The sequence below is a fragment of the Marinobacter halophilus genome (assembly GCF_003007685.1).
GTDB classification, from domain to species: Bacteria; Pseudomonadota; Gammaproteobacteria; order Pseudomonadales; family Oleiphilaceae; genus Marinobacter; species Marinobacter halophilus.
Map to the genome: position 1 here is coordinate 218,626 of NZ_PXNN01000011.1, position 12,927 is coordinate 231,552.

The window sequence follows — 12,927 nt, forward strand, 5'->3', positions numbered from 1 at the left end:
GGGCATCAAGCCCCAGATGAGAGAATTACGGAGCGACGATCATGGCGACCACCGACACCCAGGTGAAAGAGCTGATCAAACGGGAATATGAGCACGGATTTGTCACCGAAATCGAATCCGACACCTTCGAGCCCGGCCTCAATGAAGATGTAATCCGCCGCCTGTCAGAACTGAAACAGGAACCCGAGTTCATGCTCGAGTGGCGCCTGAAAGCTTACCGTCGCTGGCTGGAAATGGACGAACCCGAGTGGGCACACGTCGACTTCCCCAAGGTGGACTACAATTCCATCTCCTACTACTCCGCGCCCAAACGCCCGGAAGATATGCCCCAGAGCCTGGACGAAGTCGATCCGGAGCTGCTGCGCACCTACGAGAAGCTGGGCATCCCCCTGCACGAACGCGCCAAACTCGCCGGTGTCGCCGTCGATGCCGTATTCGATTCAGTATCCGTCGCCACCACCTTTAAAGAGCCGCTGGAAAAAGCCGGCGTGATCTTCTGCCCCATCTCCGAAGCGCTCCAGAAGCACCCGGAGCTGGTTAAAAAATACCTGGGCAGCGTGGTGCCGGCCGGTGACAACTACTTCGCCGCACTCAACTCTGCGGTGTTCTCAGACGGTTCTTTCGTGTACATCCCGAAAGGCGTTCGCTGCCCCATGGAGCTGTCTACCTATTTCCGCATCAACGCGGCCAACACCGGTCAGTTCGAGCGCACGCTGATCATTGCCGAAGAAGGTAGCTACGTCAGCTACCTCGAAGGCTGCACGGCCCCCATGCGCGATGAAAACCAGCTGCACGCAGCGGTCGTGGAACTGGTCATTCTGGACGACGCCCAGATCAAATACTCCACGGTACAGAACTGGTACCCGGGCGACGAAAATGGCAAAGGTGGCATCTACAACTTCGTCACCAAGCGCGCGGCCTGCATCGGCAAGAACTCTAAAGTGTCCTGGACTCAGGTTGAGACCGGCTCTGCCATTACCTGGAAGTACCCGAGCTGCGTACTGCGTGGTGAAAACAGCGTGGGCGAGTTCTACTCCGTCGCGCTGACCCACAACTACCAGCAGGCCGACACCGGCACCAAGATGATCCACCTTGGCAAGAACACCAAGAGCACCATCATCTCCAAGGGCATTTCCGCCGGGCGCAGCTCCAACGCTTATCGCGGCCTGGTGAAATTCGGCCCTGGCGCGGAAGGTGCACGTAACTTTACCCAGTGCGACTCGCTGCTGATCGGCGACCGCTGCGGCGCACACACCTTCCCGTACATCGAAAGCAAGAACAAATCGGCCATCGTGGAACACGAAGCCACCACCTCCAAGGTCAGCGACGAGCAAATGTTCCTGTGCCGTCAGCGTGGCATCGACCCGGAACAGGCGGTTTCCATGATCGTGAACGGCTTCTGTAAAGAGGTGTTCAAGGAGTTGCCCATGGAGTTTGCGGTCGAAGCCAGCAAGCTTCTGGAAGTCAGCCTTGAAGGTTCCGTTGGTTAATTTATTCACTACAGAATTCCCGAATACAGAGAGACGCTACCAATGCTGAGTATCAAAAACCTGCATGCCTCCGTTAACGGAGAGGAAATTCTCAAAGGCATTAACCTGGAAATCAAAGCCGGGGAAGTTCACGCCATCATGGGCCCGAACGGTTCTGGCAAAAGCACACTTTCCCAGGTGCTTGCAGGTAACGAAACCTTCGAAGTAACCGAGGGTGAAGTAACTCTGAACGGTGATAACCTGCTGGAACTGGTCACCGAAGAGCGCGCCCGCGAAGGCGTGTTTCTGGCGTTTCAATACCCGGTCGAAATCCCGGGCGTCAGCAACCTGCAATTTCTGCGCACCGCGGTGAACGCCATGCGCAAGCACCGCGGCGAAGAAGAAATGAACGCTGCCGAATTCATGAAGTTGGCTAAAGACGTGTCCAGGCAAGTGGATCTGGACCCCGCCTTTCTCAAGCGTGGCGTTAACGAAGGCTTCTCCGGTGGTGAGAAAAAGCGTAACGAAATCATGCAGGCTCTGCTGTTACAGCCGAAGCTGGCAATTCTCGACGAAACCGACTCCGGCCTCGACATCGATGCCCTGCAGGTGGTGTCCAACGGCGTCAACGCCCTGCGTGCTGATGATCGCGCCATACTTATGGTGACCCATTACCAGCGGCTGCTGAACCACATCGTGCCCGATTACGTGCATGTGCTTGCCGGCGGCAAGATCGTCAAATCCGGTGGCCGCGAACTGGCTCTCGAGCTGGAAGAACGTGGTTACGGCTGGCTGGGAATTGACGCCGTAGACACCAGCAACTGATCAGGAGGTCGCGGAATGAAATCAGTACCAACGCTTTCCAGCGCCTTCCTGCATCCGGCCGGGCAAACCCTGCCTGAACCTTTGCTGGCGCTGCGCAAACAACGGGCAAGTGGTTTGGTCGACATGCCATTGCCGACCCGAAAAACTGAAAACTGGAAGTACTCCAGCAAATACCTGAAGCTGTCGGACGACATGGCGATCTCCTTGCCGGCAGCAGGCAAAGCGGGCAACAGCCTGGCGGTACCCGGCTATAAAGTAGTCTTCACCAACGGCGTGATGATTCCCGAAGCCAGCGAGTACCCGGATCTGGACGGTATCACTATCCAGAGCTTCAGTGATCTGAACGCGGACGACGCCCAGAACCTGTCGCTTCAGTTGGGCGGCACGCTTAATCATGACCAGGCCCAGTTTGCCAGGGTGAACGGTGCCCGCTTTGAAGACGGCCTGTTGATTCGCCTGAAGCCCGGCGCCGTGCTGGACCAGCCGTTGTTCGTCATTCATGACACCGCGGCCGATGCCTGCGGCTCTGCCTACCCACGCATTTACGTAGAAGCCGGTACCAACAGCCAGATGACCCTGGTGGAAGAGTACACCTCCAGTGGCGAAGCTTCCGCTCTGGTCAATACCGTCACCGAGTTCAACTTGGCTGATGGCGCCAACATCACCAGCATCCGCCTGAACATGGAAGGCGAGAATGTTCAGCACATCGGCGCTACGGGTGTGCTGCAAGCGCGCAGTTCACGCTTTGAAAGCCATTGCGTCGGCTTTGGTGGCCCCCTGCGTCGGCACGATCTGCAAGTGCGCCTGGAAGGCGAAGGCGCCGAGACCAAGCTCAACGGCGTGGTGGTTACCCAGAACAAACAGCACTATGACAACCACACCTCCATTGACCACGTGGCTGCGCACTGCACCAGCGAAGAGACCTACCGGAACATCGCCGCCGATCAGTCCCATGCGATTTTCAATGGACGTATTCATATCCATCAGGACGCCCAGAAATCCAACGCTAACATGAACAACAAAAACCTGTTGCTCAACAACGGCGCGGAAATCGACACCAAGCCGGAGCTGGAAATCTACGCGGACGACGTGAAATGCGCCCACGGGGCAACCATCGGCCAACTGGACGAAACATCTGCATTCTATCTGGTGTCTCGCGGTATCGGCCGCCAGCAGGCCAACGTGCTACTGACCATGGCGTTTATCAATGAATTAGTCAGCCAGATTCCGGTAGCCGCTGTGCGGGAAACCGCTCAGCTCAGGCTGAACGATTTCTTTGAGCAAACCTTCCAGGAGATCTGAGGGATGAGCGACCTGTCCGTGGCAAACAGCACCCTGACCAAGGCGTTTGATGTAGAAACCATCCGCCGCGACTTCCCGATCCTGACTCAGGAAATCAACGGCAAGCCGCTGGCGTATCTGGACAACGGCGCCTCGGCGCAGAAGCCCGTCGCCGTATTGGATGCCATGGATCGCTATTACCGGGAAATGCATTCCAACGTACACCGGGGTGCCCACACTCTGGGTGATCGCGCTACCGCCGCCTTCGAAGGCGCTCGCGAGGTTGTTCGTGGCTTTCTGAATGCACCCAGCACCAGAGAAATCATCTGGACTCGCGGCACCACCGAAGCCATCAACCTGGTCGCCAACGGCCTTGCCCCGCGCCTGCAAGCAGGCGACGAAATTCTGCTCAGCCACATGGAGCATCATGCCAACATCGTGCCCTGGCAGATGCTGGCCGAGCGCACAGGTGCCAAGGTGGTGCCCATTCAGGTAACCCCCGAAGGCGAGCTGGATCTGGACTCCTTCAACAGTTTGCTGAATGACCGCACTCGCATTCTGGCCATCACCCACGTGTCCAACGTGCTTGGCACCGTTAATCCGATTGCGCCACTGATCGAGCAGGCGAAAAAGCGGGGCGTCATCACCCTGATTGACGGAGCCCAGGCGGTACCTCATTTCAAACCAGACGTACAGGCTCTGGGCTGTGACTTTTACGTGTTCTCAGCCCACAAGCTGTTTGGCCCTACCGGCATCGGTGTACTCTATGGCCGCGCCGAGCTACTGGAAGAAATGCCTCCTTATCAGGGTGGCGGCGAGATGATTGAGCGGGTGTCCTTCGAACGCACCACCTGGAATGTGCTGCCTTATAAATTTGAAGCCGGCACCCCAGCCATCGCAGAAGCAGTCGGTCTGGCTGCCGCGATCAGTTATCTGGACCAATTGGACCGTAGCGCCATGGAGGCTGCCGAAAACGCCCTGCTGGCGCGCGCCAATGCCCTGGTGGCAACGGTACCCGGTATGGAGGTTCTCGGCACCGCCAAACACAAAGTACCCGTATTGTCGTTCAAGATCGCCGGCCTGCACCCCAGTGACATCGGCACCCTGCTGGACCAGCAAGGTATTGCCATCCGCACCGGCCACCACTGCGCCATGCCACTGATGGATTTCTACGGAGTACCCGGTACAGCCCGGGCTTCGTTCGCGTTCTACAATACGCTGGATGAGGTCGAGAAACTTTTCACCGGCCTGCAAAAAATCCAGCGCCTGTTTACCTGAGGAGGTGGACACATGACAGCCGAAGTCTTCACCCCGAACGATGTGAATGTGACCATGACGTCAACCGCCGTCAAACACGTTCGCAAGCAACTGGATAAAAGACCGGAAGCCAAGGGCATCCGCCTGGCCATCAGAAAGAGTGGATGCTCCGGCTTCAAATACGAGACCCAGTGGGTAGAGGAAAGCGCATCCGACGACCGCATTTTCAGCATCGACGGCGTGGATGTATACGTGAAGCAGGAACACCTGCCCCTGGTTAACGGCATTGAAATCGACTTTGTCACCGAGGGAGTCAACTCCCTGTTCCGTTTCCGCAACCCCAACGCCACGGCGGAATGCGGCTGCGGCGAAAGCTTTACGGTGACATAAACAGAGGCCTGATTGAGCATGCAAGAACGGGAAGTCGTCCTGACTAAGCGCGAGGTGGAAGCCCGCCTGGTGCCCTCCGGAACGGAAATCATGATTCCGTCGGATACCTTTGTCACCATTACCCAGTCCCTGGGCGGCACTTTTACCGTCGCGGTCAACGGCAACCTGGCCCGCATTGAGGGTCAGAACGCCGACGCGCTGGGCAAACAGCCTCTGCAAAGCAGCTTCGAGACACCCGAAGACGGCAGCGTTAACGAAAACCAGATGTGGGAAGCGCTGCGCAACTGCTACGATCCGGAAATTCCGGTGAATGTGGTCGATCTCGGCCTGATCTACGACACCAGAATTGAAAACGGTACCGAGGACGGCAACCACATCTATATCAAGATGACGCTGACGGCCGCTGGCTGCGGCATGGGCCCGGTGATTACCGAAGATGTGAAGCGCAAGGTGGAGCATGTACCCAACGTGGACAAGGTGACGGTAGAGCTGACCTTTGATCCGCCCTGGAATAACGACATGCTCACCGATGAAGCCAAACTGGAACTGGGAATGCTATGACCGCCAGCAAACAGCAATTTCTGGACAACCCCCTGGGCACCAAAACCACTCTGGAAGACGTCGTGGATGCCTTCGAGTTTTTGGATGAGTGGGAAGATCGCTACGCCTATATCATTGATCTGGGCAAACAACTGCCGGCATTTCCGGATGACGAGCGGGTCGAAGAAAACTACGTGCACGGCTGCCAGAGCCAGGTGTGGCTGATTCATCACCACGATGAAGACAGCGGAAAACTGTTCCTGCTGATTGATTCCGACGCCATCATTGTCCGCGGTTTGGCGGCCATCATTCTGGTGGCGCTGAACGGCAAACCGCCCAGGGATCTGTTGGCGATCGACATCGATGAGCTGTTCGAACAGCTCGATCTGTTCCGCCACATCTCCCCCACCCGCGGCAATGGCCTGCGAGCAATGGTCGGCAAGATCCGCGATATTGCGGCAGCCGAAGCCGCCGCCTGAGCTCACCAGATGATGGCGAGGTCATCCCGCTGAATATTGACCTGGCCGCCAGTCATTGGCAGGCGGCCAGTACTGAAATCCGGGTGCACGTTATCCAGGTTGATCGATACCCCCGCATCCGTCAGTTCCGGTGTGCCACCCAGTGAATCAAAGTAGCGTTGGCTGCGATAAATGTTCAGTTCGTCCCCCGGCCGCAATCCGGCAGTGGCGCCGGAAGCCAGCGTAACCCTGTCGCCGTCAACCCGGGTCACCCGAGCCATAAATGGCTGACAGGCTAACGTATTGCTCACCGCAGCGGTCATATCACTGATCACCCCTGTCACCGCCTGGCCCCATTCAGACTTATCAAAGCCGGCCGACGCAAAGCCCCCACTGCCACTGCTTTCCGGGTCCCAGCGGGCAGAGGTTGTGAACCGTTGCCGGAAGACCGGCGAGCCGCTGAAACCATCGAACACCATCAGTTCCGCCTCAAATCGACGAGTGGTATCCACCAGGCCAATGCCCCGCTGCATACGGTTGGTAATCGAGCTGCCCCAGGCGTTCGGGTCAGACAAACCGATATCACGAATCACCCCGGATACCACAAACTGGGCACCGAGTTCCCGCGCCAGCTGTACCACGTTGGTCAGATGATTGGCGGTCAGGTTCTGCTGAGAGGTGGGCGCATCCGGCAGGTTGCTGAACAGTTGCAACGATGTTGTCCCCAGCACCTGCAGTCGGCCCTGCTCCTGTAACCGCGCCACCAATGCCTGCGGCAACTTCTCGCCAGCGTCATCCAGTGCCGGGCTGCCAGCCTGCTGTGGCACCACTATCGGAAAACCGGTAACGGCAACTCGCTTACGCAACCCGGAGGCATCGCCGGCCGTGCAGGTGGACCTGCCGGAGGCCGTCGCCAGCTCTGCCCGTACAATCACCCGCAAAAGATTACCGCTACGGTATTCGTCCACGATGGTGGCATTGTGCAGCCGGGCCCTGGCGGATAATCGGGTCTGGGACTGCGTCAGCTCGCCGTTCTCGAGCGTATCCTGCGTGCTAACGCTGGCGTCATACTGCAAGGCCAGATCCCGCATAGCAGCCTGCCGGGCTTCAGCGCGGGCCTGATCAAGATTGTTCTCCCGAATATTGGCATGGCCCACGCCCTCAAGTACGGCCGCGTTCACCACACCGGCGCAGAACCACAACAGCAACAGAACAGTGAGCTTCATAGGTCTCCCGTAACCCGCCAACGCAACGGCGGCCTAGTCCAGATAGTAAAGTGAGTTGGTGCGCCGGGCTTCGATATCGCCCACCCGGTCGTTGTGCCGGGGCATGGGAATGGCGCAGACCTCACGAACCTGGTCATCCGATACCCGGGCCACACATTCACGGAACCGGGGCTCCAGCCGCAATTCCATGACCGTCTCGACCACGCCATCGTTGTGCTCATTCACCGCCACCATCCGGGCACCGCGAATATAGCTGTCGACGTAAGTGCGGAAGGTGTCGTTGTGCACCACAAAATCGTTCACGGTAGAGTTGCCGTAGACCACCGTGCCATACACCCGTTCCGCCAGATTGCGGTAGGCATCCAGCTGGGAAGCACGGCGCGCCATCAGGCGCTTACGGGTATTGAGCCGGTCCTCCCGGACATTCTCGTAGGTACCAAAACCACTGACCCGAACCGTAATCGGCTCGAATTCCCTGGTAGCATCCTGCGGACTGTCCCGATAGCTGCCAACCGGCGCACAGGCGCTCAGGGCAAAAGCCAGAACAGGAACAAGGGTCCATCGCAATGTCATTATCTTGTCTCCGGAAAAATACTTTCATAAAAACCATGAAAAAATCACGCCATCATCAGTAACTTAATGATCTGCAGTATTTTTCCATTACAAGGCTGACTCCTCGCCATCAACAGGCGGCAAAAAGCTGCCTTCGTTTACAGATAAAGAACAAACCGTTACCGCTTGTGCGCTGTGTCGCAAAAAGATCTGCTTTAACCTTTCAGGTAGATAACCCGTTGCCCAAGCAATAAAAACGACCTCAGGACTCTTCATGAAAGCAAACCGTTTTAGCAAGCTGTCTCTGGCCATCGGCCTGTCTGTCGCCACTACCTCGGCCATGGCAAGCCCGCAAGCCTTCATGTCTGCACGCTCTTTTGCCATGGGCGGTACCGGCGTCGCCGTTGCCCACCCATCCGCAGCCCCGCTGGCCAACCCGGCCATGATGGCGGCGCCCCAGCACGACTGGGCCGATGACTTTGGATTGATGTTGCCGTCGGTTAATGCCCGCTTTGCCGATGAAGAAGAGGTTGTTGACCAGATTGATGATATTCAGGATGTGATTGATCAGTTCGATGGACAGATCGACAGCTTTAACGCCGGCTCCTCGTCAGCTGACGTTGAGAATTTTCAGAACACTGCACGAGATCTAAGCGGCCGTCTCGAAGCATTCAGCGATGACACCATGCGCGTCAACCTTGGGCTCGGACTGGGTTTTGCCGTGCCGAGTTCTCGCCTGGCTGTCGGTGTGTTCACCAACGGTAATTTGACCGCCACCGTCCGTGGCGAACTTGACGACAGTGACAAAGCGTTGCTGGATAACATTGCCAATGCCCAAACTGCAGGCGATATCGAAACCATCCTGAACGACAACAACCGGGACATTGAATTCGACTCTCGCGGTCGCATTCTGGCATCTGCCGTCATCGAAGCTGGCGTCAGTTTTGCCACCACCTTCCAGCTTAACAACGGCGACGCTCTGCAAGTTGGCGTGTCTCCCAAGTACATTGAACTGCGTACCTTCCAATACACCGAAACCGTGTCCGGTTTTGAAGACGATGACTTCGACGGTGACGAGTATCAGACCGACAAGAGCGGCTTCAACCTCGACATCGGTGCCGCTTATGCCTTCGGCCAGAATAGGGAATGGAACGCAGGTGTGGTGGTGAAAAACCTGATTCCGATGGAGCTGGACTCTGCCCAGAGCCGCCCTGATATTGAGGAAAAGTTCACCCTTGAACTCAACCCCTTGGTCACGGCCGGCATAGCCCATAAAAGCGACTACCACGTGGTCACCGCCGAACTGGACCTGACCAAGAAAGAAGCCTTCGGTTATGAGGACGACACCCAGTGGCTGGCCGTGGGTGCGGAATTTGACGCCTGGCGTTACGCCCAGCTGCGCGTCGGTGTACGCCACAACCTGGCCAGCAACGATGACAACGACGGCATCGAAGAGGACACCCAGTTTACTGCAGGTCTGGGCCTGAACATCCTCGGCGCACGGCTTGATCTTGGCGCGCTCTTCAGCAGTGCGGATGTAGGTGCAGCCATCGAGCTTGGCACCTCCTTCTAAAAACGTCACATCCAGAGCCCGGCCTGCCCTGCACGCCGGGCTTTTTTGTGCTCATTTCATAACCAAGCCACTGAACCCGCCTGCCTCGGCATTTGCCTCCGCCTGCCCCTGGCCGGATAATCCACTGAACACTACTTCACACGCCACACAGGAAGCCCCCACATCATGCAAACCTATCTGGTAGGCGGCGCCGTCCGGGACAAGTTACTCGGCCTTGCAGTCAAAGACCGGGACTGGGTGGTGGTGGGCGCGACGCCGGATGACATGCGTGCCAAGGGGTTCAAACAGGTCGGGGCGGACTTCCCGGTGTTCCTGCACCCGAAAACCGGTGAGGAATACGCGCTGGCTCGTACCGAGCGCAAACAGGGCCGGGGTTATCATGGTTTTACCGTCTACAGCGCTCCGGATGTCACGCTAGAAGAAGACCTCAAGCGCCGCGATCTGACTATCAATGCCATGGCCGAAACCGAAGATGGCCGGCTGGTAGACCCCTTTCACGGTTACGCCGACCTGGACCAGAAAAGGCTCCGGCATGTTTCTGAGGCCTTCGCCGAAGATCCCCTGCGCATCCTGCGCACCGCCCGCTTTGCGGCCCGCCTGCAACCCATGGGATTTACCGTTTGCCAACAGACCATGAGCCTGATGCGCACCATGGTCAGTCTCGGTGAGTTAGCCGATCTGGTTCCGGAACGGGTGTGGCAGGAAGTACAACGGTCGCTGCACGAGCGTGCCCCGGGGGTATTCTTTGATGTGCTCAGGGAGCTGGGCGCGTTGGATATTCTGATTCCGGAACTGGCCAGGGAACAAACCTTCCGGGCCGGACTGCAGGCGTTGCACTGCATGCACCGCATGAACGGAACCACGGCCCAGCGTTTTGCCTCGCTGCTGAGTGCGGTGCCGGAACCTACCGCCGTACACCGAACCAAAGCCATGAAAAGCCCGAACGATTGTCGGGACATGACCCACCTCGTTTGCCTGTTCATGCACCGCTTGGCCATCCATGAAACCCGGACAGTCACTCCGGAAGACATCATGGAATTACTCGACAAAGCCGACCTTTGGCGCCGGCCCGAACGCTTCGAGCAACTGCTCGATACCCTGGCCTGCACTACCGGCGCCGAACTGGCAGAACTCATCGGCAAGTTGCGGCTAGCGGCGCAATCCGCTCAGGATGTCAGTCCACAAGACTTGCTGAAACAGGGTTTCCATGGCAAAGAACTGGGCGAGGCAATCCGTAATGAACGGCTGGCTCGTATCACGCAGGTACTGACTCCCTAACCCTGAGGAATTTTCCATGCCAGCTCCTGTCGCTCTGATTACCGGTGCCGCCCACCGCCTTGGCGCCCGCACCGCCGAAACCCTGCATGGGCGCGGCTGGAATGTGGTGATTCATTATCGTTCGCGGGCTGAACAAGCGGAGCAACTGGTCGAAAAGCTGAATCGCGAACGAGCGAATTCCGCCACCTCCGTACAGGCCGATCTTACCAGGGCTGACAATATTGCAAATCTGGCGCGGGCGGCCAGCCAACACTGGGAGCGCCTGGATGGCCTGATCAACAATGCCTCGGTGTTCTATCCCCGAGCAACAGAAGCCTGCACCGAAGATGACTGGGACGACATCATGGGCGCCAACCTGAAAGCCCCGTTCTTCTTGCTCAAACATTGCCTGCCGGAACTGAAGAAATCGAACGGGAGCGTGATCAACCTGATCGACATCTACAGCGAGAAGCCACTGAAGGATCACCCCCTGTATTGCGCCAGCAAGGCCGGCCTGGCAGCGCTGACCCGGTCCTGGGCAAAAGATCTCGCGCCGCGGATCCGGGTGAACGGAATATCGCCGGGCGCTATTCTCTGGCCCGAAGGCGATGCCGACATAGACCCGACACACCAACAAGCCATTCTCGACAAAACCCCGCTGGCCCGCACCGGCAATCCCGATGATATTGCCGGAGCAATCGCGTACCTGCTGTGCGATGCGCCCTTCGTCACCGGCCAGGTCCTGGCCATAGACGGCGGCCGCAGCCTCAATATGTAAGCTCCGCGCCACCACAACCCCGACCTTGGTTGTTTTGGCGCGCCTGAGCTTTCCCGCTACAATACTCTTCATTGATTCCCTTCATTAGAAATTGCTGGCGGGCCACTTTCTGAGCCTGCCCTTTGCGACGGAGATTTCCCATGCGTGATGTTGTGATTGTTGCCGCAAAACGTACCGCGGTTGGCAGCTTTGGTGGTGGCCTGTCCAGTCTGCGCGCTGACCAGCTCGGCGCCGCCGTGATCAAAGCGTTGATCGAAGAAACCAGTGTGGCCCGCGAGCAGATAAACGAAGTGATTCTCGGCCAGGTGCTGACGGCCGGCTGCGGCCAGAACCCGGCGCGCCAGGCCGCAATCCATGCCGGCTTGCCCGCATCGGTACCCGCGATCACCATCAACAAGGTGTGCGGCTCTGGCCTGAAAGCGGTGCACATGGCGGTCCAGGCCATTCAGTGTGGCGATGCCGAAATGATCATCGCCGGTGGCCAGGAAAGCATGAGCCAGGCCCCACACGTGCTGCCCAACAGCCGCAACGGCCAGCGCATGGGTAACTGGAGCATGGTCGACACCATGGTGAACGATGGCCTGTGGGATGCCTTCAATGATTACCACATGGGCATTACGGCTGAGAACATCGTTGAAAAGTATGGCATCAGCCGGGAAGAGCAGGATCAGTTTGCGGCCGCCTCCCAGCAGAAAGCAGTAGCGGCCCAGAACGCCGGCCACTTTGATGGCCAGATTGTTCCGGTCAGCATTCCCCAGCGCAAAGGCGACCCGCTGATCATCGATAAAGACGAGTGCCCCCGTGACGGTGTCAGTGCCGATGGCCTGAGTAAACTGCGCCCTGCTTTCAAAAAAGACGGCTCGGTTACCGCTGGTAACGCGTCGTCCCTGAACGATGGCGCCGCTGCGGTCATGGTATGCAGCGCCGAGAAAGCGAAAGAACTGGGCCTGACCCCGCTGGTGACCATCAAGGCTCACGCCAGCGCCGGCGTAGACCCCACCATCATGGGTACTGGCCCGATCCCTGCCAGCACGCGTTGCCTGGAACGGGCCGGCTGGGCCGCGACCGACCTGGATCTGATTGAAGCCAACGAAGCCTTTGCCGCTCAGGCCATCTCGGTCAACCGCGACATGGGCTGGGACACCAGTAAAGTGAATGTGAACGGCGGCGCCATTGCCCTGGGCCACCCGATCGGCGCCTCCGGCTGCCGCATCCTGGTCAGCCTGCTGCATGAGATGGTGCGCCGTGATGCCAAAAAAGGCCTGGCCACGCTTTGCATTGGCGGCGGCATGGGTGTCGCCCTGGCCGTGGAACGCTAAGC

The 12,927-nt window shown here is 58.2% G+C and carries 13 protein-coding genes; 11 read left to right on the top strand and 2 right to left on the bottom strand.

Going from position 1 to position 12,927, the window contains the following annotated elements:
• The first annotated feature begins 41 nt into the window (after positions 1-41).
• From sufB to C7H08_RS07440, 7 genes are read left to right on the top strand one after another with little or no spacing between them, the layout of a single operon-like run.
• Entirely contained in the window at positions 42-1,490 is a 1,449-nt protein-coding gene (gene sufB / locus C7H08_RS07410) for a Fe-S cluster assembly protein SufB (protein WP_106671106.1), read from the top strand.
• A 42-nt stretch (positions 1,491-1,532) separates the two neighbouring features.
• The gene (sufC, locus tag C7H08_RS07415; protein WP_106671107.1) at positions 1,533-2,294 is read left to right on the top strand and encodes a Fe-S cluster assembly ATPase SufC; all 762 of its coding nucleotides are present in this window, start codon (positions 1,533-1,535) and stop codon (positions 2,292-2,294) included.
• Positions 2,295-2,309: 15 nt separating this feature from the next.
• Complete coding sequence (sufD, locus tag C7H08_RS07420; protein ID WP_106671108.1) at positions 2,310-3,596, top strand: Fe-S cluster assembly protein SufD; 1,287 nt, start codon at positions 2,310-2,312, stop codon at positions 3,594-3,596.
• A gap of 3 nt (positions 3,597-3,599) precedes the next feature.
• Positions 3,600-4,853, top strand: coding sequence for an aminotransferase class V-fold PLP-dependent enzyme (locus tag C7H08_RS07425; RefSeq protein WP_106671109.1), 1,254 nt, complete (start codon positions 3,600-3,602; stop codon positions 4,851-4,853).
• Positions 4,854-4,865: 12 nt separating this feature from the next.
• Entirely contained in the window at positions 4,866-5,222 is a 357-nt protein-coding gene (locus C7H08_RS07430) for a HesB/IscA family protein (RefSeq protein ID WP_106671110.1), read from the top strand.
• 18 nt (positions 5,223-5,240) lie between these two features.
• Positions 5,241-5,783, top strand: a complete 543-nt coding sequence (sufT, locus tag C7H08_RS07435; RefSeq protein ID WP_106671111.1) for a putative Fe-S cluster assembly protein SufT — start codon at positions 5,241-5,243, stop codon at positions 5,781-5,783.
• Positions 5,780-6,241, top strand: a complete 462-nt coding sequence (locus C7H08_RS07440) for a SufE family protein (protein WP_106671112.1) — start codon at positions 5,780-5,782, stop codon at positions 6,239-6,241. The genes sufT and C7H08_RS07440 overlap by 4 nt, the downstream gene beginning before the upstream one ends.
• Positions 6,242-6,243: 2 nt before the next feature.
• Here the strand turns inward: C7H08_RS07440 and C7H08_RS07445 are convergent, their stop codons facing one another.
• Positions 6,244-7,446 (bottom strand): flagellar assembly protein T N-terminal domain-containing protein, encoded by a 1,203-nt coding sequence (locus C7H08_RS07445; protein WP_106671113.1) that lies wholly within the window; start codon positions 7,444-7,446, stop codon positions 6,244-6,246.
• A 33-nt stretch (positions 7,447-7,479) separates the two neighbouring features.
• Positions 7,480-8,019 (bottom strand): LPP20 family lipoprotein, encoded by a 540-nt coding sequence (locus C7H08_RS07450; RefSeq protein ID WP_106671114.1) that lies wholly within the window; start codon positions 8,017-8,019, stop codon positions 7,480-7,482.
• 253 nt (positions 8,020-8,272) lie between these two features.
• Here C7H08_RS07450 and traF point away from each other — a divergent pair, with 253 nt between their 5' ends.
• The 4 genes from traF (at position 8,273) to C7H08_RS07470 (ending at position 12,925) form a co-directional block, all read left to right on the top strand.
• The gene (gene traF / locus C7H08_RS07455; protein WP_106671115.1) at positions 8,273-9,571 is read left to right on the top strand and encodes a conjugal transfer protein TraF; all 1,299 of its coding nucleotides are present in this window, start codon (positions 8,273-8,275) and stop codon (positions 9,569-9,571) included.
• 165 nt (positions 9,572-9,736) lie between these two features.
• On the top strand, positions 9,737-10,849 hold the full coding sequence (locus C7H08_RS07460) for a tRNA nucleotidyltransferase/poly(A) polymerase-related protein (RefSeq protein WP_106671116.1): 1,113 nt from the start codon (positions 9,737-9,739) through the stop codon (positions 10,847-10,849).
• A 16-nt stretch (positions 10,850-10,865) separates the two neighbouring features.
• Positions 10,866-11,606: a pteridine reductase gene (locus C7H08_RS07465; RefSeq protein ID WP_106671117.1), complete on the top strand. Its 741-nt coding sequence runs from the start codon at positions 10,866-10,868 to the stop codon at positions 11,604-11,606.
• 140 nt (positions 11,607-11,746) lie between these two features.
• Positions 11,747-12,925, top strand: coding sequence for an acetyl-CoA C-acetyltransferase (locus C7H08_RS07470; RefSeq protein ID WP_106671118.1), 1,179 nt, complete (start codon positions 11,747-11,749; stop codon positions 12,923-12,925).
• The last annotated feature ends 2 nt before the right edge of the window (positions 12,926-12,927 follow it).

Excerpts from the sequence above, each read along its gene's own strand:
- sufB (WP_106671106.1), top strand. The coding sequence starts at position 42 with ATGGCGACCACCGACACCCAGGTGAAAGAGCTGATCAAACGGGAATAT.
- traF (WP_106671115.1), top strand. The coding sequence starts at position 8,273 with ATGAAAGCAAACCGTTTTAGCAAGCTGTCTCTGGCCATCGGCCTGTCT.
- C7H08_RS07445 (WP_106671113.1), bottom strand. The coding sequence starts at position 7,446 with ATGAAGCTCACTGTTCTGTTGCTGTTGTGGTTCTGCGCCGGTGTGGTG.
- C7H08_RS07425 (WP_106671109.1), top strand. The coding sequence starts at position 3,600 with ATGAGCGACCTGTCCGTGGCAAACAGCACCCTGACCAAGGCGTTTGAT.
- C7H08_RS07470 (WP_106671118.1), top strand. The coding sequence starts at position 11,747 with ATGCGTGATGTTGTGATTGTTGCCGCAAAACGTACCGCGGTTGGCAGC.
- C7H08_RS07440 (WP_106671112.1), top strand. The coding sequence starts at position 5,780 with ATGACCGCCAGCAAACAGCAATTTCTGGACAACCCCCTGGGCACCAAA.
- sufD (WP_106671108.1), top strand. The coding sequence starts at position 2,310 with ATGAAATCAGTACCAACGCTTTCCAGCGCCTTCCTGCATCCGGCCGGG.
- C7H08_RS07450 (WP_106671114.1), bottom strand. The coding sequence starts at position 8,019 with ATGACATTGCGATGGACCCTTGTTCCTGTTCTGGCTTTTGCCCTGAGC.
- sufC (WP_106671107.1), top strand. The coding sequence starts at position 1,533 with ATGCTGAGTATCAAAAACCTGCATGCCTCCGTTAACGGAGAGGAAATT.
- sufT (WP_106671111.1), top strand. The coding sequence starts at position 5,241 with ATGCAAGAACGGGAAGTCGTCCTGACTAAGCGCGAGGTGGAAGCCCGC.
- C7H08_RS07430 (WP_106671110.1), top strand. The coding sequence starts at position 4,866 with ATGACAGCCGAAGTCTTCACCCCGAACGATGTGAATGTGACCATGACG.
- C7H08_RS07465 (WP_106671117.1), top strand. The coding sequence starts at position 10,866 with ATGCCAGCTCCTGTCGCTCTGATTACCGGTGCCGCCCACCGCCTTGGC.
- C7H08_RS07460 (WP_106671116.1), top strand. The coding sequence starts at position 9,737 with ATGCAAACCTATCTGGTAGGCGGCGCCGTCCGGGACAAGTTACTCGGC.